The organism is Paracoccus sp. TRP, from assembly GCF_000185925.1.
GTDB lineage: Bacteria > Pseudomonadota > Alphaproteobacteria > Rhodobacterales > Rhodobacteraceae > Paracoccus > Paracoccus kondratievae.
Genome location: NZ_AEPN01000002.1, coordinates 35,771 through 58,814, shown reverse-complemented (window position 1 = coordinate 58,814; position 23,044 = coordinate 35,771). Strand labels below are relative to the sequence as shown.

The following is a 23,044-nucleotide window of genomic DNA, read 5'->3' as shown; positions in this document are numbered from 1 at the left end:
CTGGAATTAGACGGTAGGGAAAGTTACATGGTGAGTATGCTTGCGCCAGTCCCTCATTTCCACCGTGCCGTAGCGACAGTGCTTCTTCTGGGGCTGGCGGGCAGTTCGTATGCCTGGCAGGCCCCAGGGTTGCCGGTTCATCAGATACCCGTACAGGGAGTGGCCCCGCAAGAAAATTCTCCTGAAAATGAAAGCGATTCGGGTGCTGCGGAGCCACTGTCCGAACCCGCTGCACCTGCCGAGCCCACATCCGAGGCACGCTTGCGCGAGCGTGAGGATCTGGACCTGCTTTTCGTCGAACTGGCCCAGCCCGAGGGCGAGACCTGGGCGCGCGCAGAAACCGATATCCTGCGGATATGGTCCCGTTCGGGCTCGGCAGCGATGGATTTGCTTTACAAGCGCGGTGAGGCGGCGCTGGACGCAGGCGACACGGTCACCGCTATCGGCCACCTGACGGCGCTGACCGATCACGCACCGGATTTCGCCGCGGGCTGGTATCTGCGTTCGGTCGCGCTTTATCTCGATGCGGATTTCGGGCCTGCCCTTGCCGATCTTGAGCAGGTGCTGCGCCTTGAACCGCGCCATTTCAACGCTCTGACCCAGCTTGGCACGATTCTGGAAGAGCTGGGCGATGACGGAAAGGCGCTCGCCGCCTATCGCCGCAGCCTGCAGATCCACCCCCATCAGCAGGATGCGCAGGACGCGGTCCGGCGGCTTGAACAGAAATTGCAAGGCATGGACGCCTGATGAACGATAAATCCCGGGTCACGGCCGTCCTTGGCCCGACTAATACCGGCAAGACCCATTACGCCATAGAACGGATGCTCGCACATCGCACGGGGGTCATCGGCCTGCCGCTGCGGCTGCTTGCGCGCGAGGTCTATGACCGCATCGTCAAGGCGCGGGGTCCTTCGGTCGTGGCGCTGGTCACGGGCGAAGAGCGCATCGTGCCCGAGCGGGTGCAATATTGGGTCGCCACCACCGAGGCCATGCCCGAGGTCGGGGCTGATTTCGTTGCCATCGACGAGATCCAGCTTTGTGCCGACCCTGAACGTGGGCATGTCTTTACCGACCGGCTTTTGCACATGCGCGGCCTGCACGAGACGCTGCTTTTAGGCAGTGACACCATGCGTCCGGCGATTGCCGCGCTGGTGCCGCAGACACAGTTCATGCGGCGTGAACGATTCTCGACCCTGTCCTGGGCTGGCTCGAAAAAGATCAGCCGTATGCCGCCACGCTCGGCTATCGTCTGTTTCTCGGTCGATGAGGTTTATGCCACGGCTGAACTGATCCGCCGTCAAAAGGGCGGCTGCGCAGTGGTCATGGGGGCCTTGAGCCCGCGCACCCGCAACGCTCAGGTCGCCATGTATCAGAATGGCGAGGTGGATTATCTGGTCGCCACCGATGCCATCGGTATGGGGCTGAACCTCGACATCCGCCATATCGCCTTTTCAGCGACCGAGAAATTCGACGGCCGCCGCTTTCGCCAGCTTTTCCCCCATGAGCTTGGCCAGATCGCTGGCCGCGCCGGTCGCCATACCGAGCCGGGGACTTTTGGCGTCACCGGCGATGCCGCCCCTTTGGAAGAAGGGTTGATCGAGGCTATCGAGAACCACCGGTTCGCCCCGATTCAAAGGCTAAGCTGGCGCAACGGGGCGCTTGAATATGGTTCGGTCGAGCGGTTGCAGCAAAGCCTTGAGGCATCCTCGCAATCGGAATGGCTGGTGCGGGGGCGCGAAGCTGACGACCTGCGGGCGCTGAAGGCGCTTTCCGCGATGCCCGAGATTCGCGACAAGGTGACGCATCCCCGCGATGTGCGGCTATTGTGGGACGTCTGTCGTATTCCCGATTTTCGCGCCATTTCTCCGGCAGAGCATGCGACCTTGCTGGCGCGCATCTTTGGTTTCCTGCGTGAAGGTGGCGTGCCCGGGGACTGGCTGGCTGGCCAGATCCGGCGCATAGATCGCGCACAAGGCGATATCGACACATTGTCGAAACGCTTGGCATATATCCGGACCTGGACTTATGTTGCCCAACGATCCGGCTGGGTTTCGGATGAAAGTCATTGGCGTGCCGAGACGCGCGCGGTAGAAGATCGATTGTCGGACGCGTTACACGCGGCCCTGACACAAAGATTCGTGGACCGGCGCACATCAGTGCTGCTGCGCCGGCTCAAACAGAAGGAGAGCCTTTTGGCCGAGGTGAATGACAAGGGCGAAGTGACGGTTGAGGGCGAATTTGCCGGCCGTCTGGAGGGCTTCCGCTTCCACGCCGATCCAAACGCGACCGGAGACGAGGCGCGGATGCTGCAGCGTGCTGCCTATGAGGCGCTGCGGCCCGAGTTCCATCTGCGCGCCGACCGGTTCTACAACGCGCCGGATACCGAGCTGGACTTCACCGAACAGGGCGGCCTGATGTGGGGCAGCTCGGCGGTGGGCAAGCTCGTCAAGGGGGGCGAGGCGCTGAAACCGGGAGTCGAAGCCTTCGTTGACGAAGAAGCAGGCCCCGAGATCACCGAAAAGGTGCGCCGCCGTCTGCAGCATTTCATCGACCGCAAGATCGCGACGCTGTTTGAGCCGCTGCTGGCGTTGCGTAATGACGAAACGCTGTCGGGCCTTGCCCGCGGCTTTGCCTTCCGCCTTGTCGAGGCACTGGGCGTTCTGCCGCGCGAAGGCGTCGCATCTGAGGTCAAGGAGCTTGACCAGGACGCGCGCGGGATGTTGCGCAAACATGGCGTGCGCTTTGGCCAGTTCACCATCTTCCAGCCAGCCCTGCTGAAACCGGCGCCTACGCGGCTGCGGCTGGTGCTCTGGGGCCTTGATCAGGGGCTGAGCGAATTTCCTGAAAACCCGCCTCCGGGCCTTGTGACCATTCCGAACCTGCCCGATGTGCCCAAGGGCTATTACACGCTTTCGGGCTATCATCCGGCGGGCGAACGGGCGATCCGTATCGACATGCTCGAACGGCTGGCTGATATGCTGCGCACTCAGGACAGCCGTGGCGGTTTTGAGGCGACGCCGGACATGCTGTCGATCACCGGCATGACGCTAGAGCAGTTCTCGGGCCTGATGCGTGGTTTGGGCTATCGCGCCGAGCGTGGTGAACGTCCCAAGGTTCGCGCTGCGGCCGAGCCGGTGGCTGATCCCGCGCCCGAGGCCGGAGAGCATGCCAACCCGCTGACCGAAGAGGAAAGCGTTCTCGCAGCTGAAACCCGCGCGCAGTGGGAGGCCGAGCAGGCCGCCCGCAAGGCCGAGGAAGAGGCAGCCTCGGGCGCTGAAGGGGCTGAACCTGCTGCTTCTGGCGAAGAGGCTGAGGTCGAGGTGTTTTATACCTTCACCTGGGCTCCGCGTCCGCGCAATCGCCGCCCTGAGCGGGGTGAGCGGCCGCAGGGTCAGCAAGGGCAGGGCCGTCCGCAAGGTGAGCGTGGCCCGCGCCGTGACCGTGAGAACGGGGCCGAGGGTGGCAAGCGTGAGGGTAAGCCCTTTGAGGGTAAGCGTCGCGGCGAGTCGGGTGAACGTGGACCCAAGGGTAAGCCTCGGGGCAAGCCGCGCCACGATGGGCCCAAGAATTTTGAGGCGCGTCCTCCGCGCGCTGAAAAGCAGGCCGATCCCGACAGCCCCTTCGCCATTCTGGCCGCGCTCAAGAATAAAACGTGAGCGCAGGCGACAGCGGAGCAATCCGGCTTGACCGTTGGCTGCACCATGCGCGGCTGTTTCGTACCCGGACGCTCGCTGCCGATGCAATCGGCGCGGGCGGCATCCGGGTGAATGGCCAGCCTTGCCGTAAACCGGCGCAGGTGGTGCGGGGCGGTGACACTGTCACCGTCTCGGCCCATGGGCGGGTGCGGGTGCTGCGGGTCCTGCTTTTGGGTGAGCGGCGCGGCCCGGCAAGCGAGGCCGCGCTGTTATATGAGGAAATCGAATCCTAGCCGTTTGCCTTGGGGTAGGGCGGTCAGGAACCCGGTTCTGCCCCTGCGGCCCGTGACGGAATGACATCCCGTGCCGGCCGGTCCCGGGCTGTATCCCCGTCTTTTCCTTAGTCCCGGCCTTGATTGATGCCGGCCGCGGGCGTAACTAGCCGATCAGGAAACAGGAATATCGCGCCATGACCTATGTCGTTACCGAAAACTGCATCATGTGCAAATACACCGACTGCGTCGAGGTTTGCCCGGTAGACTGTTTCTATGAGGGCGAAAATACGCTGGTCATCCATCCCGACGAATGCATCGACTGCGGTGTTTGCGAACCTGAATGCCCGGCCGACGCCATCCGCCCCGATACCGAGCCGGGGATGGAAACCTGGGTCGAGTTCAACCGCAAATATGCCGAACTCTGGCCGGTGATTACCCGCAAGAAAGACCCGATGCCCGGCTATCAGGAAATGGATGGTCAGGCCGGCAAGCTGGAAAAATATTTTTCGGAAGCCCCTGGCGAAGGCGATTGATGCCCGATTTTTGGGGCATGTTGTCCGTTTGCGGTGCTTGGCGACTGTGATCATTATGCACCAATGGGGCTTTTCACCTGTGTCGTGCTGGCAACATCCAGGTCGAAGGGCTAGTTCAGTCTCGTGATGGGCGCAGATGATTCGTCTTGGATCATGTCCCGGCCCTTTTGGTGTGTTGGGTTGCGAGTATCTGAGTTTCCAAGGTTTTTTCGCATCGAACAGGTCGGACGCTGCTTTGCAGCGAGCCTTTGAAACAAGGCGAATTATGTGTTATGGTGCGGCCATCCCGCGCCGGATGGGTTGCTTTTCGTAGCCCGTCCGGCGCCGCTGCCTGTCCTGATCGTCTGCCCGATCGGAAGCGCAAGAATAATAATCCCGGCCTGTAAGGAGGGACTCTCCCTCCTTTTGGGCCTTTTGTGCCGCGCCGTGGCGCAACTGCGAAGGAAGCCCAATGTCGAAAGCCAAGAAGACCGAATTCCGCCCCGATGATTTTGTGGTGTATCCGACTCACGGCGTGGGTCGGATCGTATCAATTGAAGAGCAGGAAGTCGCAGGGCTGCGACTCGAAATGTTCGTCATCTCCTTTGAAAAGGACAAGATGACCCTGCGTGTGCCGACCGCCCGTGCGACCGAGATCGGCATGAGGGGCCTTTCGACCCCCGACCTGGTCGAGCGTGCTTTGGACACTCTTAAGGGCAAGGCCCGCGTCAAGCGCGCGATGTGGTCGCGCCGTGCGCAGGAATATGAGCAAAAGATCAACTCGGGCGATCTGATGTCGATTGCCGAAGTGGTTCGCGACCTGCATCGCAACGACGATCAGCGCGAGCAATCCTATTCCGAGCGTCAGCTTTACGAAGCCGCTCTGGACCGTCTGACCCGCGAAGTCGCCGCCGTCAGCGGCATGGACGAAGCAGGCGCGCAGAAAAAGGTCGATGCGGTCCTGACTGCCCGCGCAGCCTAAGCGCAAGCATATGTCATGATAAAAGGGCGCCCGACCGGGCGCCCTTTTTCATTTCCGCCAAAGCGTGCCGGGCAGCACTGCCGCCCGGCGCTGGCCTTATGACAGTGCGGCAAGGATGCGCACCCAGCTGCGCGCCCCTTTGGCAAAGCTTTCCAGGTCATATTTCTCGTTCGGGGAGTGGATGCGGTCGTCATCGCGGGCAAAGCCGATCAGCATGGTATCCATGCCCAGGATTTCTTTGAAATCCCCGGCGATCGGAATCGAGCCTCCGGCACCGATATAGGCCGCCTCGCGACCCCATTCCTCTGTCAGGGCCGCCTTGGCTGCTGCAAAAGCCGGGTCCGAGATATCCATGCGGCTTGCGGGACTTGCGCCGTGATCCTGGAACTCGACCGCGCAGTCGGCAGGCACACGGGCGCGCACATAGGCGCGGAAGCTGTCGCGGATTTTTCCGGGGTTCTGGGCGCCGGTCAGGCGAAAGCTGACTTTGGCGCGGGCCTCGGCCGGCAGAACTGTTTTGAAGCCTTCGCCGGTATAGCCGCCGGTGATGCCATTGATCTCGAAGGTGGGGCGGTTCCAGACCATCTCAAGCCCGGTACGTCCACGCTCTCCGATCGGATGTTTCAGCCCAACGCGCGAGAGGAATTCGCCGGCGTCGAAGCCAAGCGCCTCCCAATCGGCGCGCAGCTCTTCGGTCAGTTCCTCGACCCCGTCGTAAAAGCCGGGCAGGGTGATACGCCCATCAGCGTCCTTGATGCCCGACAGGATATCGACCAGCACTTGCAGCGGGTTGGCCGCAAGCCCGCCAAAGCCGCCCGAATGCAGGTCGCGGTCCGCGCCGCGCAGGATGATCTCATCCCCGTACAGGCCGCGCAGCTGGGTGGTGATGGCCGGGCGGCCATCGGCATACAGGCTGGTGTCGCAGATCATCGCGATCCCGGCGCGCAGCTCTGCGGCATTTTCACGCAGAAAGGGACGCAGGCTCGGAGAACCGGATTCCTCTTCACCCTCAAACAGCAGCACCAGATCCGAGGGCAGGCTGCCATGGATCTCTTTCCAGGCGCGTGCTGCCTCGACAAAGGTCATAAGCTGGCCCTTGTCGTCGGACGAACCGCGACCGCGGATCACCTTGCCATTAGGCGTGTCCTGAATTTCGGGTTCAAAGGGCGGGCGATCCCACAGCTCCAGCGGATCGATGGGTTGAACGTCGTAATGTCCGTAAAACAGCGCCGGTCGGCGGTCGCCTTTTTGCGAATGAGCCACAACCATAGGATGGCCGGGCGTGTCGCGCACCGAGGCTTCGAAGCCCAAAGATGCCAGTTCCGCGCACAGCCAGTCCGCCGCCTGCCGGACGCGGTCTTTATAGGCCGGGTCGGTCGAAATCGACGGAATGCGCAGGAATTCCATCAGCCGGTCCAGCGATTGCGGCAGATTTTCATCAAGGGTTGAAAGTACTTCGTCGATTTTGGAATTGTCCGCCATTTTTCGCCTTTCCTGATTGATTTCCTCAGAGAAAATCCCTGCTATCTTAGTAGTGGTGCGACATTTTTACGCTGTATTTTCCCGGTTCCGGCACTTATCAAAGGGTCACCCGCGGGATCGCAACATGATCCCCCAAGCGAGCAAGTTCAAGCAAGGCAAGGGATCTGTAATGGACTATTCAGCCGCCCTCGATCAGGCCATCGGCAAGCTGCACGAGGAAGGCCGTTATCGGACCTTCATCGACATCGAACGCCGCAAGGGGGCCTATCCGCAGGCGGTCTGGACCCGTCCCGATGGCAGCGAGACCGAGATCACCGTCTGGTGCGGCAACGACTATCTTGGCATGGGGCAGCATCCCGTCGTCCTGGCCGCGATGCATGAGGCGCTGGATGCGACTGGTGCCGGTTCAGGCGGCACGCGCAATATCTCGGGCACCACGATCTATCACAAACAGCTTGAGGTCGAGCTGGCCGATCTGCACGGCAAAGAGGCGGCACTGGTTTTTTCCAGCGCCTATATCGCCAATGACGCGACGCTTTCGACCCTGCGCAAGCTGTTTCCGGGGCTGATCATCTATTCGGACCAACTGAACCACGCCTCGATGATCGAGGGGATCAAGCGTTTCGACGGTGCCAAGCGCATTTTCCGCCACAATGATGTCGCGCATCTGCGCGAATTGCTTGAGGCTGACGATCCCTCCGCCCCGAAACTGATCGCCTTTGAATCAATTTATTCGATGGATGGCGATTTTGGCCCCATCGCCGCGATTTGTGATCTGGCCGATGAATTCAATGCGCTGACCTACCTTGATGAGGTTCATGCGGTTGGCATGTACGGTCCCCGCGGCGGCGGTGTCGCTGAGCGCGACGGGCTGATGGATCGCATCGACATCTTTAACGGCACGCTTGGCAAAGCCTTTGGTGTCTTTGGCGGCTATATCGCTGCGACTGCCAAGATGGTGGATGCGATTCGCTCGTATGCGCCGGGCTTTATTTTCACCACCTCGCTGCCGCCTGCGGTGGCGGCAGGGGCGGCTGCCTCGATTGCCTTCCTGAAGACGGCCGAGGGGCAGTTGCTGCGCGACCGTCAGCAGCTCAATGCCCGTATCCTTAAGATGCGCCTGCGCGGCCTGGGCATGCCGATCATGGATCACGGCAGCCATATCGTGCCCGTGCATGTCGGAAATCCCGTACATTGCAAGGCCTTGTCGGATATGTTGCTGCGCGACTTTGGCATCTATGTGCAGCCGATCAACTTCCCCACCGTTCCGCGTGGGACCGAGCGGCTGCGCTTTACCCCTTCTCCGGTGCATGATTCCCGGCAGATTGATCACCTCGTGCGCGCCATGGATAACCTGTGGTCGCAATGTAAACTGAACCGTTCTACTTCTGCTGCCTGAACGGTTTCGGGGTGAAGACCTCTCGCACCCGTGATAACCTTGCTTTAATCAATTTGTAGTTTCTTCCGATTCGGGAGGGCGAGCAGCAAGAATGAGGCAGGCGCGATGATCGGGCTGAGGGGGAATCCTCCGTCGCATGATGAGCCGGTGGCTTTGCCGCCGGGCTTTGACGATCCGGACATTCGTCTTGGCGACCTGATGCGGGGCGAACGCGCCACGCTGGGCAAGTCGCTGCTGGATGTTCAGCGCGAGTTGCGCATTCGCGCATCTTACGTTGCGGCAATCGAGAATTGCGATACCTCTGCTTTTGATACGCCCAGCTTTATCGCTGGCTATGTGCGCTCTTATGCCCGTTATCTGGGTATGGACCAGGAATGGACCTTCCGCCGTTTTTGTCTTGAGTCGGGCTTTCAGCCCCCGCATGGCATGGCACCCGCCGCCTCGGGGCCTAAGCCTCAGCGGCGGCCTGCGGATCCGGCCGAGGCTCTGGCTAATCCGCATCCGATCTTTCTGCCCAAGCAGGAAAGCATCTGGAGCTCGTTCGAGCCGCGCGCCATCGGCTCGCTCTTTGTGATGATCGTTCTGGCCTGTGGCCTCGGCTACGGTGGCTGGGCGGTGCTGCAAGAGGTGCAAAAGGTCAACCTGACGCCCGGCGATCAGGCGCCGGGCGTGATCGCGGCGCTTGATCCGGTGCAGGAAGCGGCCGAGCCTGAGACGGTTGAATCGGCTCAGGTTAACCTGCCGCGGCCCGAAGGGCTGGACCGTACCTATCGCCCGCAGGCGCTGGAGGTGCCGGTGCTGGTTGCCCGTGACGGGCCGATTGCCGCGATTGATCCGGGTCTGGATGCGCCGGCGATGCAGCCCGACGATGGCGAGGCTGTTGTGCGCACCGCATCGGCTCAGGATCAGCAGGTCTATGGCCCCCCCATGCCGCAAGAGCAGGCGGCGGTACGCACCGTTGCACCCGATGCGCCCGAGGTCGAGATCCTTGTTACCCAGCCGGCCTGGGTGCGCGTCACCTCGGCTGACGGTACGGTGCTGCTTGAAAAGATCATGGACGCGGGCGAACGTTTCGCGCTGCCTAAGCTTGAGGCCCCGCCGATCTTGCGCGCGGGCAACTCTGGCGCGGTCTATTTCGCAGTTAACGGCCGCACCTATGGCCCCGCCGCGCCGGGTGCCAAGGTGGTCAAGAATGTCGAGCTGTCGCCGACGGCGGTAACAGCCAAATTCGCCGCAGCCGATCTGGCCAAGGATCCGAGGCTGGCCGAAATGGTATCTTTGGCTTCGGCTGATCAGCCAGAAAAACCCGCTGAACAGGAGTAACCCAGACGCAGGATGCCGGTCACGGATCCGGCATCTTGGACCGGGCAGGGGGCGGACGGCTTGTCCGTCCGGCCGCATCGGCCTATCTGTGACGGGTCAATCCGCCCTCTGCGCAGGAAAAGGCTTTAGCCATGTCGCATAATCCGATTCGCCCGTGGCGCAATATTGACCGGCGTAAGTCGCGCCGGATCATGGTTGGGAATGTGCCGGTCGGGGGTGATGCACCGATCAGCGTCCAGACCATGACCAATACGGACACTTCGGACGTGCGCGCGACGCTGGACCAGATCATCCGTGCGGCGGATGTCGGTGCTGATATCGTGCGCGTCTCGACCCCGGACGAGGCCTCGACCCGGGCGTTGCGCGAAATCTGCCGGGAAAGTCCGGTGCCGATCGTGGCAGATATCCATTTCCACTATCGCCGCGCCATTGAAGCGGCCGAGGCAGGGGCAGCATGCCTGCGCATCAACCCCGGCAACATCGGTGATGCCAATCGCGTGCGCGAGGTTATCAAGGCTGCGCGCGATCACGGATGTTCGATCCGTATCGGTGTGAACGCAGGCAGCCTTGAGAAGCATTTGCTTGAGAAATATGGTGAACCTTGTCCCGATGCGATGGTGGAATCCGGGCTGGATCACATCCGCATCCTTCAGGACAACGATTTTCACGAATTCAAGATCAGCGTAAAGGCCAGCGACGTCTTTCTGGCTGCTGCCGCCTATCAGCAACTGGCCGAGGCGACCGATGCGCCGATCCATCTGGGCATTACCGAGGCCGGCGGGCTGATGTCTGGCACGGTCAAATCCGCTATCGGCCTTGGCAACCTATTATGGATGGGGATCGGCGACACGATCCGCGTCAGCCTCTCGGCCGATCCGGTCGAGGAGGTGAAGGTCGGATTCGAGATACTCAAGTCTCTGGGCCTGCGCACCCGTGGCGTACAGATCATCTCATGCCCCAGCTGCGCGCGTCAGGGCTTTGACGTCATCAAGACGGTCGAGATCCTTGAAAAGCGGCTTGAGCACATCAAGACCCCGATGAGCCTGTCGATCATCGGCTGTGTGGTGAATGGTCCGGGTGAGGCGCTGATGACCGATATCGGCTTTACCGGCGGCGGTGCCGGGTCCGGGATGGTCTATCTGGCTGGCAAGCAGAATCATAAGATGTCGAATGATCAGATGATCGACCATATCGTCGAACTGGTCGAAAAGCGCGCGGCCGAGATCGAGGCTACGCCCTCTGCCGCAGAATAAGCCCGCAACGCCGACCATCGCCGAGTTGCGGGCGCTGGCTTTAGCCCTTGGCGGCGCGGGCGCGGGCGACTGCACCCTCTAGCCCATCAGCGGGTACGCCCCGCAGCATCTCGCCGTTGATGATAAAGGTGGGCGTGCCCATGATGCGCATCTGTTCGGCCAGCTGCTGGTTTTTGCGCAGCACGGACGACACCTCCTCGGTGTTCATGCGGGTGATGACCTGTTCACTGTCAACACCCAGATCACCGGCAAGCTTGGTCAGGCTTTCCAGATTGACCGGGCCGCGCGATTCCATCAGCACGTCATGGGCCTTTTTATAGGCATCGGCCCCCGCGATCTGCTGGACCGAGATGGCAAAGCGCGCGGCCATATCGCTTTCCTGCGTCAGAATCGGGAATTCTTTGAGGATCCAGCGGATGTTGCCGTCAGCCGAGATCAGCTTTTCCAGATCCGGGTTGACGCGTTTGCAGACGCCGCAGCGATAGTCGATGAATTCGACCAGCGTGACGTCGCCTTCGGGGTTGCCGCCGATCCAGCTGTGGCCGTCGTTGAAGATAGCCTCGCGGTTATTCTCGACCAGCAACTGGTCGTTCTTGACCTCATCGGCGGCGCGGCGTTCCTCAAGGACGTTGATCGATTCGATCAGAACCTCGGGATTTTCCATCAGATATTCGCGGACAGCCTCGCCGAAGGCAGCCTTTTCGTCCTCGGTCATATTGGCCAGGTCAAAGGCAAGGACCGGGGCGGCGGGCAGGGCGGTCGCCGTCAGGACGGCGGCGGTCAGAAGGGCTTTCATACAGGGGTCCTTTCCAGTTGCAGGCAGCTTGGCCCGTCTCGCCAGCCGTTGCAAGCTATCGGCCCCCGTCTCACGCGGGCTTGACCGGCCCCGCCACAGGCGTGATACCCCGGCCATAACCATGAGGCAGGCAGACATGAGACAATCCCGCCGTGGGCAGGTCGATCCCTTCATCGTGATGGACGTCATGGAGGCCGCCCGCAAGGCAGAAGCGAAGGGGCGGCACATCATCCATATGGAGGTCGGTCAACCCTCGACCCCCGCACCCGAGGGCGCGCGCCGGGCGCTTGCGGCCGCTCTGGACCGGCCGCTGGGCTATACCGTGGCGCTGGGACTGCCCGAGCTGCGTCAGGGCATCGCCGGGCTTTATCAGCGCTGGTACGGTATCGACCTTGATCCTGCTCGGGTGGTGGTGACGCCGGGCTCGTCAGGGGCCTTTATCCTGGCTTTTTCAGCTCTGTTTGACGCAGGAGACCGCGTCGCTTTGGGCGAGCCGGGCTATCCCAGCTATCGCCAGATCCTGCGTGCGATGTCGCTGACGCCGGTTGGCATCCAGACCCGGGTCGATGATCGCTATCAGCCCCGCCCGCAGGATCTGCCAGCCGATGCGCAGGGGTTGATCCTTGCCTCGCCCGGCAACCCGTCAGGTACCGTTTTGCGGCGTGAGGAACTGGCTGGGTTGACGGCAAAGGCTGCCGAACTGGGTATGAACGTCATCTCGGACGAGATCTATCACGGGTTAGACTACGGTGCCGGGTTCCATTCGGCGCTGGAGGTGACGGATGATGTCTTTGTCATCAACAGCTTCTCGAAATATTTCAGCATGACCGGCTGGCGCGTTGGCTGGATGGTGGTGCCCGAGGATATGATTCGCACTGTCGAGCGGATCGCGCAGAACATGTTCATCTGCCCCCCGCACGCAAGCCAGGTTGCGGCTCTGGCGGCGCTTGATTGTGTCGATGAGGCCGAGGCCAATCTTGCCGTCTATGCCGAGAACCGCCGGCTGATGCTTGAACGGCTGCCCAGGATCGGGTTTGACCGTATCGCACCGCCCGAAGGGGCGTTCTATATCTATGCCGACGTCTCTGAATTAACTGGAAACAGCCTGAATTTTGCAGCGGAAGTTCTTGAAAAAGCTGGAGTTGCGGTGACACCAGGGCTTGATTTCGACCCCCATCGCGGGGCGCAGACCCTGCGCTTTAGCTATGCCGCCTCAACGGCCGAGATCGCTGAGGGGCTGGACCGGCTGGCGGCCTTTATGGCGGCACGATGAGACGGCTTTGGGTCCTTTTGCTGTTTCTGCTGGCACTGCCGGCACTGGCCGAAGACGGTCAGCGTTCGGCGCTGGCCACGGTCGATCTGGCACATTCCGCGCTGTCGGCCGAAGGGCGGGATCGCGGGCGACCGCGACCCATGGACCTGAGGCTGACCATCAGCCAGCCGGTGCCTTATCGGGTCTATTTTCTCGACGGGCCGCCGCGACTGGTAGTTGATTTTCGCGAGATCGACTTTTCCGGCACCCGGGCCGGGGATCTGCCGGGGCGTGAACTGGTGCCTGCGCTGCGCTGGGGGCGTTTTCGCCCGGGCTGGTCGCGGCTGGTGATGGAACTGCCCGGCCCCTACGCGCTGCGCACTGCCATTCAGCGCCCGGCCGAGGGTGGGGCCAGGGGTGCGTTGGTTCAATTGCGCATCGAACCGGTCGGACAAAAGGATTTCGTCACTCGTGGCAACGCGCTTTCCGCACTTTGGGACTTGCCTGCCCCCGCTGCGGTGACGCCGCTGCCACCGCGCCGGACGGGCGACAAGCCGTTGCGGGTGGCGCTTGATCCCGGCCACGGCGGCCATGACCCCGGCGCTCAGGTCGGTGCGATCAGCGAGGCGGCTCTGATGCTGAGCTTTGCGCGCGAACTGACCGAGATCCTGACCCGTGCCGGATTTGAGGTGGTCGCTACGCGGCAGGACGACAGTTTCATTCCGCTGGAGAGGCGCATGACGCTGGCCCGGGCGGCACAGGCCGATCTGTTCATCTCGCTTCATGCCGATGCGCTGCCGGCGGGCGAGGCGGCGGGGCTGTCGATTTATACCTGGAACCCGCAGGCCGATGATCGCGCATCGCGCGAACTGGCGATGCGGCATGACCGCACCGATCTGCTGGCGGGGCTGGATCTGGCTGGGACCGATGATCAGGTTGCCGCTGTGCTGATGGATCTGGCGCGGACCGAAACCCATCCGCGATCAGAAGCTTTTGCGAAATTCGCTGTCTCGGAACTGAACCGCGCTGGCATCGCCATGCACCGCCGTCCGGTGCGGGGGGCGGCATTTTCGGTACTGAAATCACCCGATATTCCCTCGGTTCTGGTCGAACTGGGGTTTCTGACCGATGCGGGTGACCGTGCCAACCTGTTTGACCCGGACTGGCGTGCGCGCACGGCGCAGGCTTTGGCCCGCGCGGTCGGGCTGTGGGCGCAAGATGATGCCGCCCGTGCCGCGCTGTCGCGTCAATAGCGCAAGGTTGCTTTGACGGGCGCGGCCCGCCTGTCTATAGAGACGCTCGTTATCCCCAGAGGCTTGCCCATTGCTGCGCTTCCTGCTGTCTTTTATCGGTGCGATCTTTTCCTGGCTCGTGACCGCCGTTTTCTTCATCGCCCTGACTGTCGGGGCGGTGTTCTGGATGTATTCCCGCGACCTGCCGAGTCATGAGCAATTGGCGCAATATGCGCCCAAGACCATCAGCCGGATTTATTCCGCCGAGGGCAGGCTGATCGACGAATTCGCCGAAGAACGCCGCATCTTTGTGCCGATTGACGAGATTCCGTCGCTGGTGAAGCAAGCCTTCATCAGTGCCGAGGACAAACATTTCTATAGCCATCACGGCTTTGACCCGATGGGGATGGGCAAGGCTTTGCTGGATGCGATCAGCTCGGGCGGGCGCAACCTGCGCGGCGCCTCGACCATCACCCAGCAGGTGATGAAGAACTTTCTGCTTTCCAGCGACCGCAGCGTCGAGCGCAAGATCAAGGAGCTGATTCTCGCCACGCGGCTGGAATCGACGCTGACCAAGGACCAGATCCTTGAGCTTTACCTGAACGAGATTTTTCTGGGCCAGAACAGCTTTGGTGTCGCGGCGGCGGCGCAAAGCTATTTCAACAAGCCCCTTACCGAGCTTGCCCCGCATGAGGCGGCGACGCTTGCTGCTATGCCCAAGGCGCCCGGACGCTATCATCCTGTCCGTGCCAAAGAGGCGCTTACCGAGCGGCGCAACTATGTCCTGCGCGAGATGTGGCAGAACGGCTATATAGATCAAGCGACTTACGAATCGGAATCGAAACTGCCGTTGCGCTCGGTTCAGAACGGTGATTTCCCGGCCTTCCAGCAGCAATTGCCGTCGCGGGATTATTTCACCGACGAGATTCGCCGCCAGCTTTCTGCGCAATTCGGTGAGGATGAGTTTTTTGGCGGCGGTCTGGCCATCCGGGCAACCGTCGATCCCAGGCTGCAAAAGGTCGCCGCACGCGCGCTGCAGCAGGCGCTTGAGAAATACGACCGTGGCCGCGGCGTCTGGCGCGGCACCCGCGTCAGGATCCCGGCCGGGCAGTTGGGCAGCGAACAGCAATGGCGCGAGGCTTTGGGTGATGCCCGCGTGCCGCGCGATATTGAGGGCTGGTTCCCCGCCGTTGTCCTGTCTTTGGGCGATACCGACGCCACGATCGGCATCGAGGATCACGAGGGCACGGCCACCATTCCCGCCAAGGACGTCCAATGGGCGCGCAAGCGGCTGGCGGACGGCAAGCTGGGGCCAAAGGCGCGGGTCGCCTCGGACCTGCTTGAGGTTGGCGATGTGGTGCTGGTCCGCCAGATGACCAGCGACAGCGATGGCAGCTTTATCCGCTGGACCCTGCGGCAGGTGCCCGAGGTGCAGGGCGGTTTCATGGCCATGGACGTCAATACCGGCCGCGTTATCGCGATGCAGGGTGGCTTCAGCTATCAAAGTTCGGTCTTTAACCGTGCCACGCAGGCACTGCGCCAGCCGGGGTCAAGCTTTAAGCCTTTTGTCTATGCGGCGGCGCTGGATTCGGGGTTCAACCCCGCGACCATCGTCGTGGACGAGCCGATCACCGTGAACACGCCGCAAGGTCTGTGGACGCCCAAGAACGCCAGCGGCAGGTTCTATGGCCCGACGCCGATGCGCACCGGGATCGAACAGTCGCGCAACCTGATGACCATCCGTATCGCCCAGGATATCGGGATGGATACGGTGGCGAAATATGCCGAGAAATTCGGGGTCTATGACCACCTTGGTCATTTTCTTGCCAACAGCCTTGGCGCGCAGGAAACGACTCTGTTCAAGATGGTTGCCGCCTATGCCATGTTCGCTAACGGTGGTGAGCGGGTGGAGCCGACGCTGGTCGACCGTGTGCAGGACCGTCGCGGTCGCACGATTTATCGCCATGATCACCGCGAGTGCGTGACCTGTGGCCAGCCGAACCTGCCTCCGGGTGCGGCGCCCGAGATCCGGTCGAACCGCGAACGGGTGATGGACGCGATTACTGCCTATCAGCTGACCTCGATGCTGGAAGGCGTCGTCAAGCGCGGTTCGGGGCGTGGCGTCAGCCTGCCGGTGCCGGTTGCGGGCAAGACCGGGACCACCAATGACGCCAAGGATGTGTGGTTCATTGGCTTTACCTCGAACATCGTTGCCGGCTGCTACCTTGGCTATGACCAGCCGCGTACGCTGGGTTCGAATGCCTATGGCGGTACGCTTTGCGTGCCAGTCTTCAACGAGTTCATGAAAGAGGCGGTCAAGGAATTTGGCGGCACCGCCTTCAAGGTTCCTCCGGGCGGCCACTTCGTCAACATCGATCGCTTCACCGGTGCGATCCTTGGCCCGGATGCCAAGGGCGACAACGTGATTGCCGAATATTTCCGCGATGGTCAGGACCTGACCGGCATCGCCATGATCGACGGCGGCTTTGGTCGCGCCGACCCGGCCACGCTGCCGCTCTTTACCTCTGGCCGCGACAGCGGGCAGGCGGTGACCACCTCGACCGGCAAGAAAAAGGTGATCCCGAAAAAAGCCGATTTCGGCACGCTGTCCTCGGGCGGGCTCTATTAGGTCCGGTGCTTGCCGCCGGACGCTGCCCGCGTTATTTGTCCTGCCCTGACCTGAAAACCGAACCCAGAGAGTGCTGATGCGCGCCGAAACCCAAGCCACCATCGAGGCGATCCGCAAATCGCTGAAACTGCTAGGTCAGCGTATGGACTGGGAGACCGCGCCACATCGGCTGGAAGAGCTGAACGCCATGATCGAGGCGGGCGATATCTGGTCCGACCCTGCCCGAGCGCAAAAGCTCATGCGTGACCGCCAGATGCTGTCTGACGCGGTCGAGACCTATCGCCGTATCGAGACCGAGCTTAAGGACAACATCGAACTGATCGAACTTGGCGAGGCCGAGGGCGATACCGAGGTTGTCACGGACGCCGAAACCGCGCTGAAAGAGCTGGTCGAACTGGCCCAGCAGAAAGAACTTGAGGCGCTGCTGAACGGTGAGGCTGACGGCAACGATACCTTCCTGGAAATCAACGCCGGGGCAGGCGGCACCGAGAGCGCGGACTGGGCCTCGATGCTGGCACGGATGTATGTCCGCTGGGCCGAGAAGAAAGGCTATAACGTCGAGCTTTTGTCCGAAACGCCGGGCGAAGAGGCGGGCATTCGTTCGGCTGCCTATAAGATCTCAGGACCGAATGCCTATGGCTGGCTCAAGTCGGAATCGGGTGTGCACCGGCTTGTGCGCATTTCGCCCTATGATTCGGCGGCACGGCGGCACACCTCGTTCAGCTCGGTCTGGGTTTATCCGGTAGTCGATGACAATATCGAGATCGTGATTCCCGATAACGAAATCCGCATCGACACCTATCGGTCCTCCGGGGCCGGTGGTCAGCACGTCAACACCACCGATTCGGCGGTGCGTATCACCCACCTGCCGACGGGCATCGTTGTGACCAGCTCGGAAAAGTCGCAACACCAGAACCGCGCCAATGCCATGGCGGCCCTGAAGGCGCGGCTGTATCAGCTTGAACTTGATAAGCGCAACGCCGCGATCAACGCCCAGCACGAGGCAAAGGGGGATGCGGGCTGGGGCAACCAGATCCGCTCTTATGTGCTGCATCCCTATCAGATGGTGAAAGATCTGCGCACCAGCTACGAGACCTCGGATACGCAAGGGGTGCTTGACGGTGATCTGGACGCCTTCATGGCGGCTACGCTGGCGCTGGATGTGGCGGGTAAATCGCGGGCTCAGGCTCAGGCTGACGACTGACCCGCCCGGCCTGGCCCGATAACCACCTGCAAGCCGCGCATTCCCGCGCTCCACGCCCCAGGCTTTCTTTCTGCCCGGAAATGCCGCAGTCTGGTGCCGCGCTGCGGCATGATCTGCTGCGGGCATGGAATGTGGGGTAAAGATGGACGTTAAGCGGATTAATCTTGCGCTACAGGGCGGCGGCGCACACGGTGCTTTTTCCTGGGGCGTACTCGACCGGCTACTGGATGAGCCGGGGATCGAGATTCGTGGCATCAGCGGCACTTCGGCCGGGGCGCTGAACGGTGCGGCGCTGGCTGCGGGGCTGTCCTGTGGTCCGGGCAAACGCGGACGCGAGGCGGCGCGGCAAAACCTTGCCTATGTCTGGTCGCAGGTCGCGCAGGTCAGCGACAACTCGATGGTGCGCTGGCTTTATTCGATGTTCCCCGTCCCGCGTGCATGGCAGCGGCTGACCGAGCTTTTCTCGCCCATCGCCTGGCTTGAGTCTCTGACACGGGTATTCAGCCCCTATGACAGCGGGCCGTTCTATTCCAACCCGCTTGAATCCATCCTGTGCGGCATGCCCCACCCCCGTCTGGGACGCGAAGAGGGCCCCGCGTTCTTTGTCACCGCCACCAATGTGCGCACGGGTCTGGTGCGGGTCTTTGGCGGGGCCGAGGTGACGGTGCAGACGATTTTGGCCTCGGCCTGTCTGCCTGAACTGTTCCGCGCGGTCGAGATTGACGACCCCGCTACTGGCCGGCGCGAAGCCTATTGGGACGGCGGCTATTCGGGTAATCCGGCGCTGTTCCCGCTTTATCGCCCGGACCTGCCGCGCGACATTGTCATCGTTAATATCAATCCCATGCTGCGTGATGCGATCCCCAAGACACCTGCCGAGATTCAGGACCGTGTGAACGAGATCAGCTTTAACGCCTCGCTATTGGCCGAGCTGCGCGCGATCAACTTCGTCAAGCGTCTGTTCGCTGAGGACCGGCTGACCGGACGCCCGATGAAGAACGTCCTGTTGCATAGCATCATGGACGAAGAGCTGATGAATTCGCTGTCCGCGAGTACCAAGCTGATCCCGCAGCCCGGCCTCTTGCAGCAATTGCATGACGCCGGGGTTCAGGCGGCCGATCGCTTTCTTGCCAGCGATGCGGCCTGTATTGGCGAGCGCGACTCTTACGATCTGTCACAGATTTTCGGTCGCCGTTAGCCGGCCATGGCCGCGGCGATTTGCGAGGCCAGCCGCGCGTTATTCAGCACCAGCGCAATATTTGCGTCAAGCGACCGGCCATCGGTCAGCTCAAAAATGCGTTGCAGCAGGAAGGGCGTGACCTCTTTGGCGGCGATGCCCTGGGTCTCGGCTTCGGCAAGGGCCTGTTCGACGACGGGAATCATTTCGGCGCGCGGGATCTCTGCTTCGGCAGGGATCGGGTTCACGACCAGCTGACCGCCAGCAAGGGCCAGTTCACCGCGCAGACGGGCGGCCGCAGCGATCTGGGCGGGGTCGTCGATGCGCAGTGGTGCAGCCAGTCCCGATTCGCGCGACCAGAACGCTGGAAGCTGATCTTGGCCATAAGCGATGACCGGCACGCCCAGGGTTTCAAGAACCTCCAGCGTTTTGGGCAGATCAAGGATGGCCTTTGCCCCTGCGGCGACGACTGTGACCGGGCTTTGCGCCAGTTCTTGCAGGTCTGCCGAGATGTCAAAGCTGCTTTCGGCACCGCGATGGACCCCGCCGATGCCGCCGGTGGCAAAGACGCGAATTCCTGCAAGATGGGCGCAGATCATCGTCGCGGCCACGGTGGTCGCACCGGTCCGTCCCAGCGCAAGGCAGGCGGCCAGATCAGCGCGGGACAGTTTCATCACATCGGCCGACGGGGTCGAGGCCAGCGCCTCCAGCGCCTCGGCATCCAGTCCGATGCGGATGCGCCCGCCCATCACTGCGATGGTGGCGGGTACGGCGCCCGATTCGCGCACCACGGCCTCGACCTTCTGCGCGACCTCAAGGTTTTGCGGATAGGGCATGCCATGGGTGATGATGGTCGATTCCAGCGCGACGATCGGGCGGTTGTCGGCCAGAGCTTGCGAAACTTCGGGAGAAAGCGCGATCAGCGACTTCATGGCAGGTCCTTTCCTGAAACATGGGCAGAGGCGGCGGATAGCGCGCACTCCAGGGCTTTGGCCCGGTCGGCGCCGCGCAATTCAGCGGCCAGATGGGCGGCAAGAAATGTGTCGCCTGCGCCGGTAACGCGGCGGGTGGCAAGCGGAGGCGGGGCCTTGCTAAGACCCGGTTCCCCGCGAGCGGCATCGGCGGCGGGACGGGGGCCATCGGTGACGAGCACGCGACGCGCACCCAGCGCGACGACGGCTTCGGCTGCATCCAGTGCATGGTCAAAGGTACGTCCGGCCAGCATCTCGGCTTCGGCGCGGTTCAGATGGAAGGTGGCACGCGGATGGGTGATCAGCTGTTGCAATCTTGGGGCTTTGTCGGGGCTTGCTGGCACGATGCGCAGATCGGCCCCGGCGAGGCAGCGATCATCTGCGATCCCGGCCAGAATCTCGGCAGTCAGATTGCCGTCAATGACCAATGTTCCCTGCCATGGCCGTGCGACATCGCCCAGCCGGCCATCGCGCAGAGGGGCAAGAATAGCACCGCCCGCAGTCTCAAGCGCGCGGGCATCGGCAATCGCCGCGACCAGCCCGTCGGGGCTTTCAATGGCGATATAGCTATCGGTTTCAAAGCCATCATCGCGGTAAAGCCAGCGTGTGTCGACACCGCGCCCTTGTGCCTCAACGATCAGTGCATCGCCGGGCGCATCCCGGCCGATGGCGGCCAGCATGGCGGGGGCTAGCCCTTGCCGCGCCAGCGCCAGCGCCACATTCAGCGCCACGCCGCCCGGCTGTCGGGTGATCCGGCCGGGCAGGTCGTCGCCCGGCTCAATTCTGGTGGCACTATGGCCGATCACATCCCACAGCATCGCGCCGAGGCAAAGAATGCGGGGAGGGATGGTCATGGGCCGGCCTTCGGACAGTTGCGCGGCGGAAGCTAACGACTTGCGGGGGAAGGGGAAAGAGGGTGAGAGGCTGGACAGCGACCCAAGCGGGACTCGTTACGGCTGCTTCCTTCCGGACCTGACCGGGTTGGCGAGGCGCTCGCCCGCGCCAACCTCTCGCCGCCTAGATAGGCGCGGGCGCGGCGGGATGCAAGCGGCTTGCCAGTCAAAGGTGCAGGCGCAGCTGCAGGAAACCATCAGGACCCAATCCCACAATCTCGACCTGCCGTGACAGTCCGTCCAGATGTTGCGCGGCAGCGGGGCCTGTCTCGAACAGGACCGAGGTGCCGGGCAGGGCGCGAAAGCTCCACCCGTTTTGCGGGTCAAGCGTCAGCACCTTTTGCAGCGCGACATAGCGGCGCAGCACCTCGCGGGTGCGTGCGCCGCTGTCCAGCAACACCGGCCGTCCCGCTGCCACCCCGGCGAAAAGCCCGCAATCCGACAGTCGAAAGCTGTTCGTCGCCAGAATGAACGGCTGGTCGGGCGCAACCGGCTGGCCACGATGACGCAGCCCCGAGATGCGCTGCGAATCGGGATGGGCAAGCCGGCCGTCCGGCGCGTAGCGAGGCGGCTGGCTCAGATCGATCTGCCAGTCGAGCCCGTCGACGACATCGAAATTATAGCTAGGGAAATCAGGGTCGATCAGTGGCTGGTCCGGCAATCCCGGCTGGACCTGCAGGAAAAGGCTCGCCGAACGTTCCAGCCAGTCGATAAGTTCGGCCCCGGTCAGCCTGAGCGCGCAGATCCGATTCGGAAACAGATATAGATCAGCAATGCTGCGCAGGGTCAGCTGTCCTGCCGGAACATCGGTGTAATGCTGTGGCCCGCCCCGACCACCGGCGCGAAAGGGTGCGGCCGCTGACAGGATCGGCAGATCCTGCCATGGCGTACCGGCAAGCGCACGGCGCACATGCCAGCGCTGTGCCATGGTGACAAGACGCAGGCCGGGGTCCTCTCCGATCAGGGCAAAGTAGCTGCTGAGCGGTTGGCTGGTGCGGCCGATGCGGCGGTGCAGGTGGCGCAGGGTCTGGTGATGGGCCGACAGTGCAGGCGCAGTGACAGAGTGATGATCATCCTCTGGTCCGACCGGCTGGGCGTGGCAGGTGAAATCGGCGATGTGCCAGCCCTGATCACAGCGTTTCAGCCGCAAATCAATCAGCCCCAGATGCGAACCCCAAAAGCCCGGCATGACAGCAGGCTTTCCGGCAAGCGTGCCCCTGACGCTATCGATCCCCGGCCCCTGCGGATGATCGGGTGAGGGAAAAACGCGATGCGTATGCCCCGCGATCACCACATCTATTCCTGGCATGGCAGCGAGTGCGGTGGCCGCATTCTCCATCATCGGATTTGGTGCCAGCGCGCCGATACCGCTGTGCGCCAGCGCCACGATCAGATCCGCGCCTTGCTGCTGCAGCACGGCAGTGCCCGATTGGGCTGCTGTCAGGATATCCTCGACAGTGATTTCCGATTGCAGCGCCGGTTCCCATGCGACGGTTTGCGGTGGCAGAAAGCCCAGGACCCCTATGCGCAGTTGGTGCAGCTTGCCCAAGTCATCGCGAAAGCTGCGGTTCAGCAAAAGGTGGGGGAGAATCGGCAGGGCTCGCCTTGCCCGCATATTGCTGGCGACAAAGGGGAAACTGGCGCCCTCAAGCACGCGGCGCAGGAAATCGGTGCCAAAGGCGAAGTCGTGATTGCCAAGTGTCGCCGCGTCATATTGCAGCGCATTCAGCGTTTCGATAGCAGGGTGAAGGTGACGTGGGCTGATCGTTCCGGTCTCGGCCAGATAATCGCCCAGCGGGTTACCTTGCAGGCTGTCGCCATTGTCGAAAAGCAGACAATTGGCCGCTTCACGCCGAGCTTGCCAGATCAGCGCCGCAACCCGGGAAAGCCCGATCTTGCCCGAGGGACGATCAGCTAAATAATCGTATCCGAACAGGTGCATATGCAGATCCGTCGTCGCCATCACGCGCACGGATATGGTACCGGTGGCAGGCGGTGGATCGGGTGGGGGGCTGTGGCGCGTCATGCC

General features: G+C 62.4%; 18 protein-coding genes and 1 other RNA gene. 13 read left to right on the top strand and 6 right to left on the bottom strand.

Going from position 1 to position 23,044, the window contains the following annotated elements:
* Positions 1-27: 27 nt before the first annotated feature.
* From PARACOCCUSGL_RS0101500 to PARACOCCUSGL_RS0101480, 5 genes are all read left to right on the top strand, one after another.
* The gene (locus PARACOCCUSGL_RS0101500; RefSeq protein WP_029371275.1) at positions 28-747 is read left to right on the top strand and encodes a tetratricopeptide repeat protein; all 720 of its coding nucleotides are present in this window, start codon (positions 28-30) and stop codon (positions 745-747) included.
* On the top strand, positions 747-3,656 hold the full coding sequence (locus PARACOCCUSGL_RS0101495; RefSeq protein ID WP_010392342.1) for a helicase-related protein: 2,910 nt from the start codon (positions 747-749) through the stop codon (positions 3,654-3,656). Before PARACOCCUSGL_RS0101500 ends, PARACOCCUSGL_RS0101495 begins: the two co-directional genes overlap by 1 nt.
* Complete coding sequence (locus PARACOCCUSGL_RS0101490; RefSeq protein WP_010392340.1) at positions 3,653-3,928, top strand: RNA-binding S4 domain-containing protein; 276 nt, start codon at positions 3,653-3,655, stop codon at positions 3,926-3,928. The genes PARACOCCUSGL_RS0101495 and PARACOCCUSGL_RS0101490 overlap by 4 nt, the downstream gene beginning before the upstream one ends.
* A gap of 176 nt (positions 3,929-4,104) precedes the next feature.
* Positions 4,105-4,443: a ferredoxin FdxA gene (gene fdxA, locus PARACOCCUSGL_RS0101485; protein WP_010392338.1), complete on the top strand. Its 339-nt coding sequence runs from the start codon at positions 4,105-4,107 to the stop codon at positions 4,441-4,443.
* 451 nt (positions 4,444-4,894) lie between these two features.
* On the top strand, positions 4,895-5,404 hold the full coding sequence (locus tag PARACOCCUSGL_RS0101480; RefSeq protein WP_010392337.1) for a CarD family transcriptional regulator: 510 nt from the start codon (positions 4,895-4,897) through the stop codon (positions 5,402-5,404).
* 96 nt (positions 5,405-5,500) lie between these two features.
* On the opposite strand, the gene PARACOCCUSGL_RS0101475 is transcribed toward PARACOCCUSGL_RS0101480, so the two are convergent.
* Positions 5,501-6,886 (bottom strand): M20/M25/M40 family metallo-hydrolase, encoded by a 1,386-nt coding sequence (locus PARACOCCUSGL_RS0101475; RefSeq protein ID WP_010392336.1) that lies wholly within the window; start codon positions 6,884-6,886, stop codon positions 5,501-5,503.
* Between the two features lie 169 nt (positions 6,887-7,055).
* Here PARACOCCUSGL_RS0101475 and hemA point away from each other — a divergent pair, with 169 nt between their 5' ends.
* The 3 genes from hemA (at position 7,056) to ispG (ending at position 10,861) form a co-directional block, all read left to right on the top strand.
* Entirely contained in the window at positions 7,056-8,285 is a 1,230-nt protein-coding gene (gene hemA / locus PARACOCCUSGL_RS0101470) for a 5-aminolevulinate synthase (RefSeq protein ID WP_010392335.1), read from the top strand.
* 105 nt (positions 8,286-8,390) lie between these two features.
* Positions 8,391-9,608 (top strand): helix-turn-helix domain-containing protein, encoded by a 1,218-nt coding sequence (locus PARACOCCUSGL_RS0101465; RefSeq protein WP_010392332.1) that lies wholly within the window; start codon positions 8,391-8,393, stop codon positions 9,606-9,608.
* 131 nt (positions 9,609-9,739) lie between these two features.
* Positions 9,740-10,861 (top strand): flavodoxin-dependent (E)-4-hydroxy-3-methylbut-2-enyl-diphosphate synthase, encoded by a 1,122-nt coding sequence (gene ispG / locus PARACOCCUSGL_RS0101460; RefSeq protein ID WP_010392330.1) that lies wholly within the window; start codon positions 9,740-9,742, stop codon positions 10,859-10,861.
* Positions 10,862-10,901: 40 nt separating this feature from the next.
* Here ispG and PARACOCCUSGL_RS0101455 read toward each other — a convergent pair whose 3' ends face one another.
* Complete coding sequence (locus PARACOCCUSGL_RS0101455; protein ID WP_010392328.1) at positions 10,902-11,657, bottom strand: DsbA family protein; 756 nt, start codon at positions 11,655-11,657, stop codon at positions 10,902-10,904.
* A gap of 136 nt (positions 11,658-11,793) precedes the next feature.
* On the opposite strand from PARACOCCUSGL_RS0101455, the gene PARACOCCUSGL_RS0101450 reads away from it, so the two are divergent.
* From PARACOCCUSGL_RS0101450 to PARACOCCUSGL_RS0101430, 5 genes are all read left to right on the top strand, one after another.
* On the top strand, positions 11,794-12,930 hold the full coding sequence (locus tag PARACOCCUSGL_RS0101450; RefSeq protein ID WP_010392327.1) for a pyridoxal phosphate-dependent aminotransferase: 1,137 nt from the start codon (positions 11,794-11,796) through the stop codon (positions 12,928-12,930).
* Positions 12,927-14,162 carry an N-acetylmuramoyl-L-alanine amidase gene (locus PARACOCCUSGL_RS0101445; RefSeq protein ID WP_029371272.1) on the top strand — a complete coding sequence of 412 codons (1,236 nt, stop codon included), beginning with the start codon at positions 12,927-12,929 and terminating at the stop codon, positions 14,160-14,162. Before PARACOCCUSGL_RS0101450 ends, PARACOCCUSGL_RS0101445 begins: the two co-directional genes overlap by 4 nt.
* 70 nt (positions 14,163-14,232) lie before the next feature.
* Positions 14,233-16,770, top strand: coding sequence for a penicillin-binding protein 1A (locus tag PARACOCCUSGL_RS0101440; protein WP_010392325.1), 2,538 nt, complete (start codon positions 14,233-14,235; stop codon positions 16,768-16,770).
* A 76-nt stretch (positions 16,771-16,846) separates the two neighbouring features.
* Positions 16,847-17,974 (top strand): peptide chain release factor 2, encoded by a 1,128-nt coding sequence (gene prfB / locus PARACOCCUSGL_RS0101435; protein WP_010392323.1) that lies wholly within the window; start codon positions 16,847-16,849, stop codon positions 17,972-17,974.
* Positions 17,975-18,116: 142 nt separating this feature from the next.
* Positions 18,117-19,172, top strand: coding sequence for a patatin-like phospholipase family protein (locus PARACOCCUSGL_RS0101430; protein WP_010392321.1), 1,056 nt, complete (start codon positions 18,117-18,119; stop codon positions 19,170-19,172).
* On the opposite strand, the gene PARACOCCUSGL_RS0101425 is transcribed toward PARACOCCUSGL_RS0101430, so the two are convergent.
* The 4 genes from PARACOCCUSGL_RS0101425 to PARACOCCUSGL_RS0101415 all read right to left on the bottom strand — a co-directional run bounded on the left by PARACOCCUSGL_RS0101425 (position 19,169) and on the right by PARACOCCUSGL_RS0101415 (position 23,041).
* The gene (locus PARACOCCUSGL_RS0101425; protein ID WP_010392319.1) at positions 19,169-20,083 is read right to left on the bottom strand and encodes a pseudouridine-5'-phosphate glycosidase; all 915 of its coding nucleotides are present in this window, start codon (positions 20,081-20,083) and stop codon (positions 19,169-19,171) included. The genes PARACOCCUSGL_RS0101430 and PARACOCCUSGL_RS0101425 overlap by 4 nt on opposite strands.
* Positions 20,080-20,976: a PfkB family carbohydrate kinase gene (locus PARACOCCUSGL_RS0101420; RefSeq protein WP_010392317.1), complete on the bottom strand. Its 897-nt coding sequence runs from the start codon at positions 20,974-20,976 to the stop codon at positions 20,080-20,082. The genes PARACOCCUSGL_RS0101425 and PARACOCCUSGL_RS0101420 overlap by 4 nt, the downstream gene beginning before the upstream one ends.
* 61 nt (positions 20,977-21,037) lie before the next feature.
* Positions 21,038-21,134, bottom strand: an RNA gene (gene ffs / locus PARACOCCUSGL_RS21350) — signal recognition particle sRNA small type.
* A 47-nt stretch (positions 21,135-21,181) separates the two neighbouring features.
* Entirely contained in the window at positions 21,182-23,041 is a 1,860-nt protein-coding gene (locus PARACOCCUSGL_RS0101415; RefSeq protein WP_029371270.1) for a bifunctional 2',3'-cyclic-nucleotide 2'-phosphodiesterase/3'-nucleotidase, read from the bottom strand.
* Positions 23,042-23,044: the final 3 nt, after the last annotated feature.

Bases quoted from the DNA above. Each gene is read 5' to 3' on its own strand.
- PARACOCCUSGL_RS0101500 (WP_029371275.1), top strand. From the start codon at position 28: ATGGTGAGTATGCTTGCGCCAGTCCCTCATTTCCACCGTGCCGTAGCG.
- PARACOCCUSGL_RS0101495 (WP_010392342.1), top strand. From the start codon at position 747: ATGAACGATAAATCCCGGGTCACGGCCGTCCTTGGCCCGACTAATACC.
- fdxA (WP_010392338.1), top strand. From the start codon at position 4,105: ATGACCTATGTCGTTACCGAAAACTGCATCATGTGCAAATACACCGAC.
- PARACOCCUSGL_RS0101480 (WP_010392337.1), top strand. From the start codon at position 4,895: ATGTCGAAAGCCAAGAAGACCGAATTCCGCCCCGATGATTTTGTGGTG.
- PARACOCCUSGL_RS0101475 (WP_010392336.1), bottom strand. From the start codon at position 6,886: ATGGCGGACAATTCCAAAATCGACGAAGTACTTTCAACCCTTGATGAA.
- hemA (WP_010392335.1), top strand. From the start codon at position 7,056: ATGGACTATTCAGCCGCCCTCGATCAGGCCATCGGCAAGCTGCACGAG.
- PARACOCCUSGL_RS0101465 (WP_010392332.1), top strand. From the start codon at position 8,391: ATGATCGGGCTGAGGGGGAATCCTCCGTCGCATGATGAGCCGGTGGCT.
- ispG (WP_010392330.1), top strand. From the start codon at position 9,740: ATGTCGCATAATCCGATTCGCCCGTGGCGCAATATTGACCGGCGTAAG.
- PARACOCCUSGL_RS0101455 (WP_010392328.1), bottom strand. From the start codon at position 11,657: ATGAAAGCCCTTCTGACCGCCGCCGTCCTGACGGCGACCGCCCTGCCC.
- PARACOCCUSGL_RS0101450 (WP_010392327.1), top strand. From the start codon at position 11,794: ATGAGACAATCCCGCCGTGGGCAGGTCGATCCCTTCATCGTGATGGAC.
- PARACOCCUSGL_RS0101445 (WP_029371272.1), top strand. From the start codon at position 12,927: ATGAGACGGCTTTGGGTCCTTTTGCTGTTTCTGCTGGCACTGCCGGCA.
- prfB (WP_010392323.1), top strand. From the start codon at position 16,847: ATGCGCGCCGAAACCCAAGCCACCATCGAGGCGATCCGCAAATCGCTG.
- PARACOCCUSGL_RS0101430 (WP_010392321.1), top strand. From the start codon at position 18,117: ATGGACGTTAAGCGGATTAATCTTGCGCTACAGGGCGGCGGCGCACAC.
- PARACOCCUSGL_RS0101425 (WP_010392319.1), bottom strand. From the start codon at position 20,083: ATGAAGTCGCTGATCGCGCTTTCTCCCGAAGTTTCGCAAGCTCTGGCC.
- PARACOCCUSGL_RS0101420 (WP_010392317.1), bottom strand. From the start codon at position 20,976: ATGACCATCCCTCCCCGCATTCTTTGCCTCGGCGCGATGCTGTGGGAT.
- PARACOCCUSGL_RS0101415 (WP_029371270.1), bottom strand. From the start codon at position 23,041: ATGACGCGCCACAGCCCCCCACCCGATCCACCGCCTGCCACCGGTACC.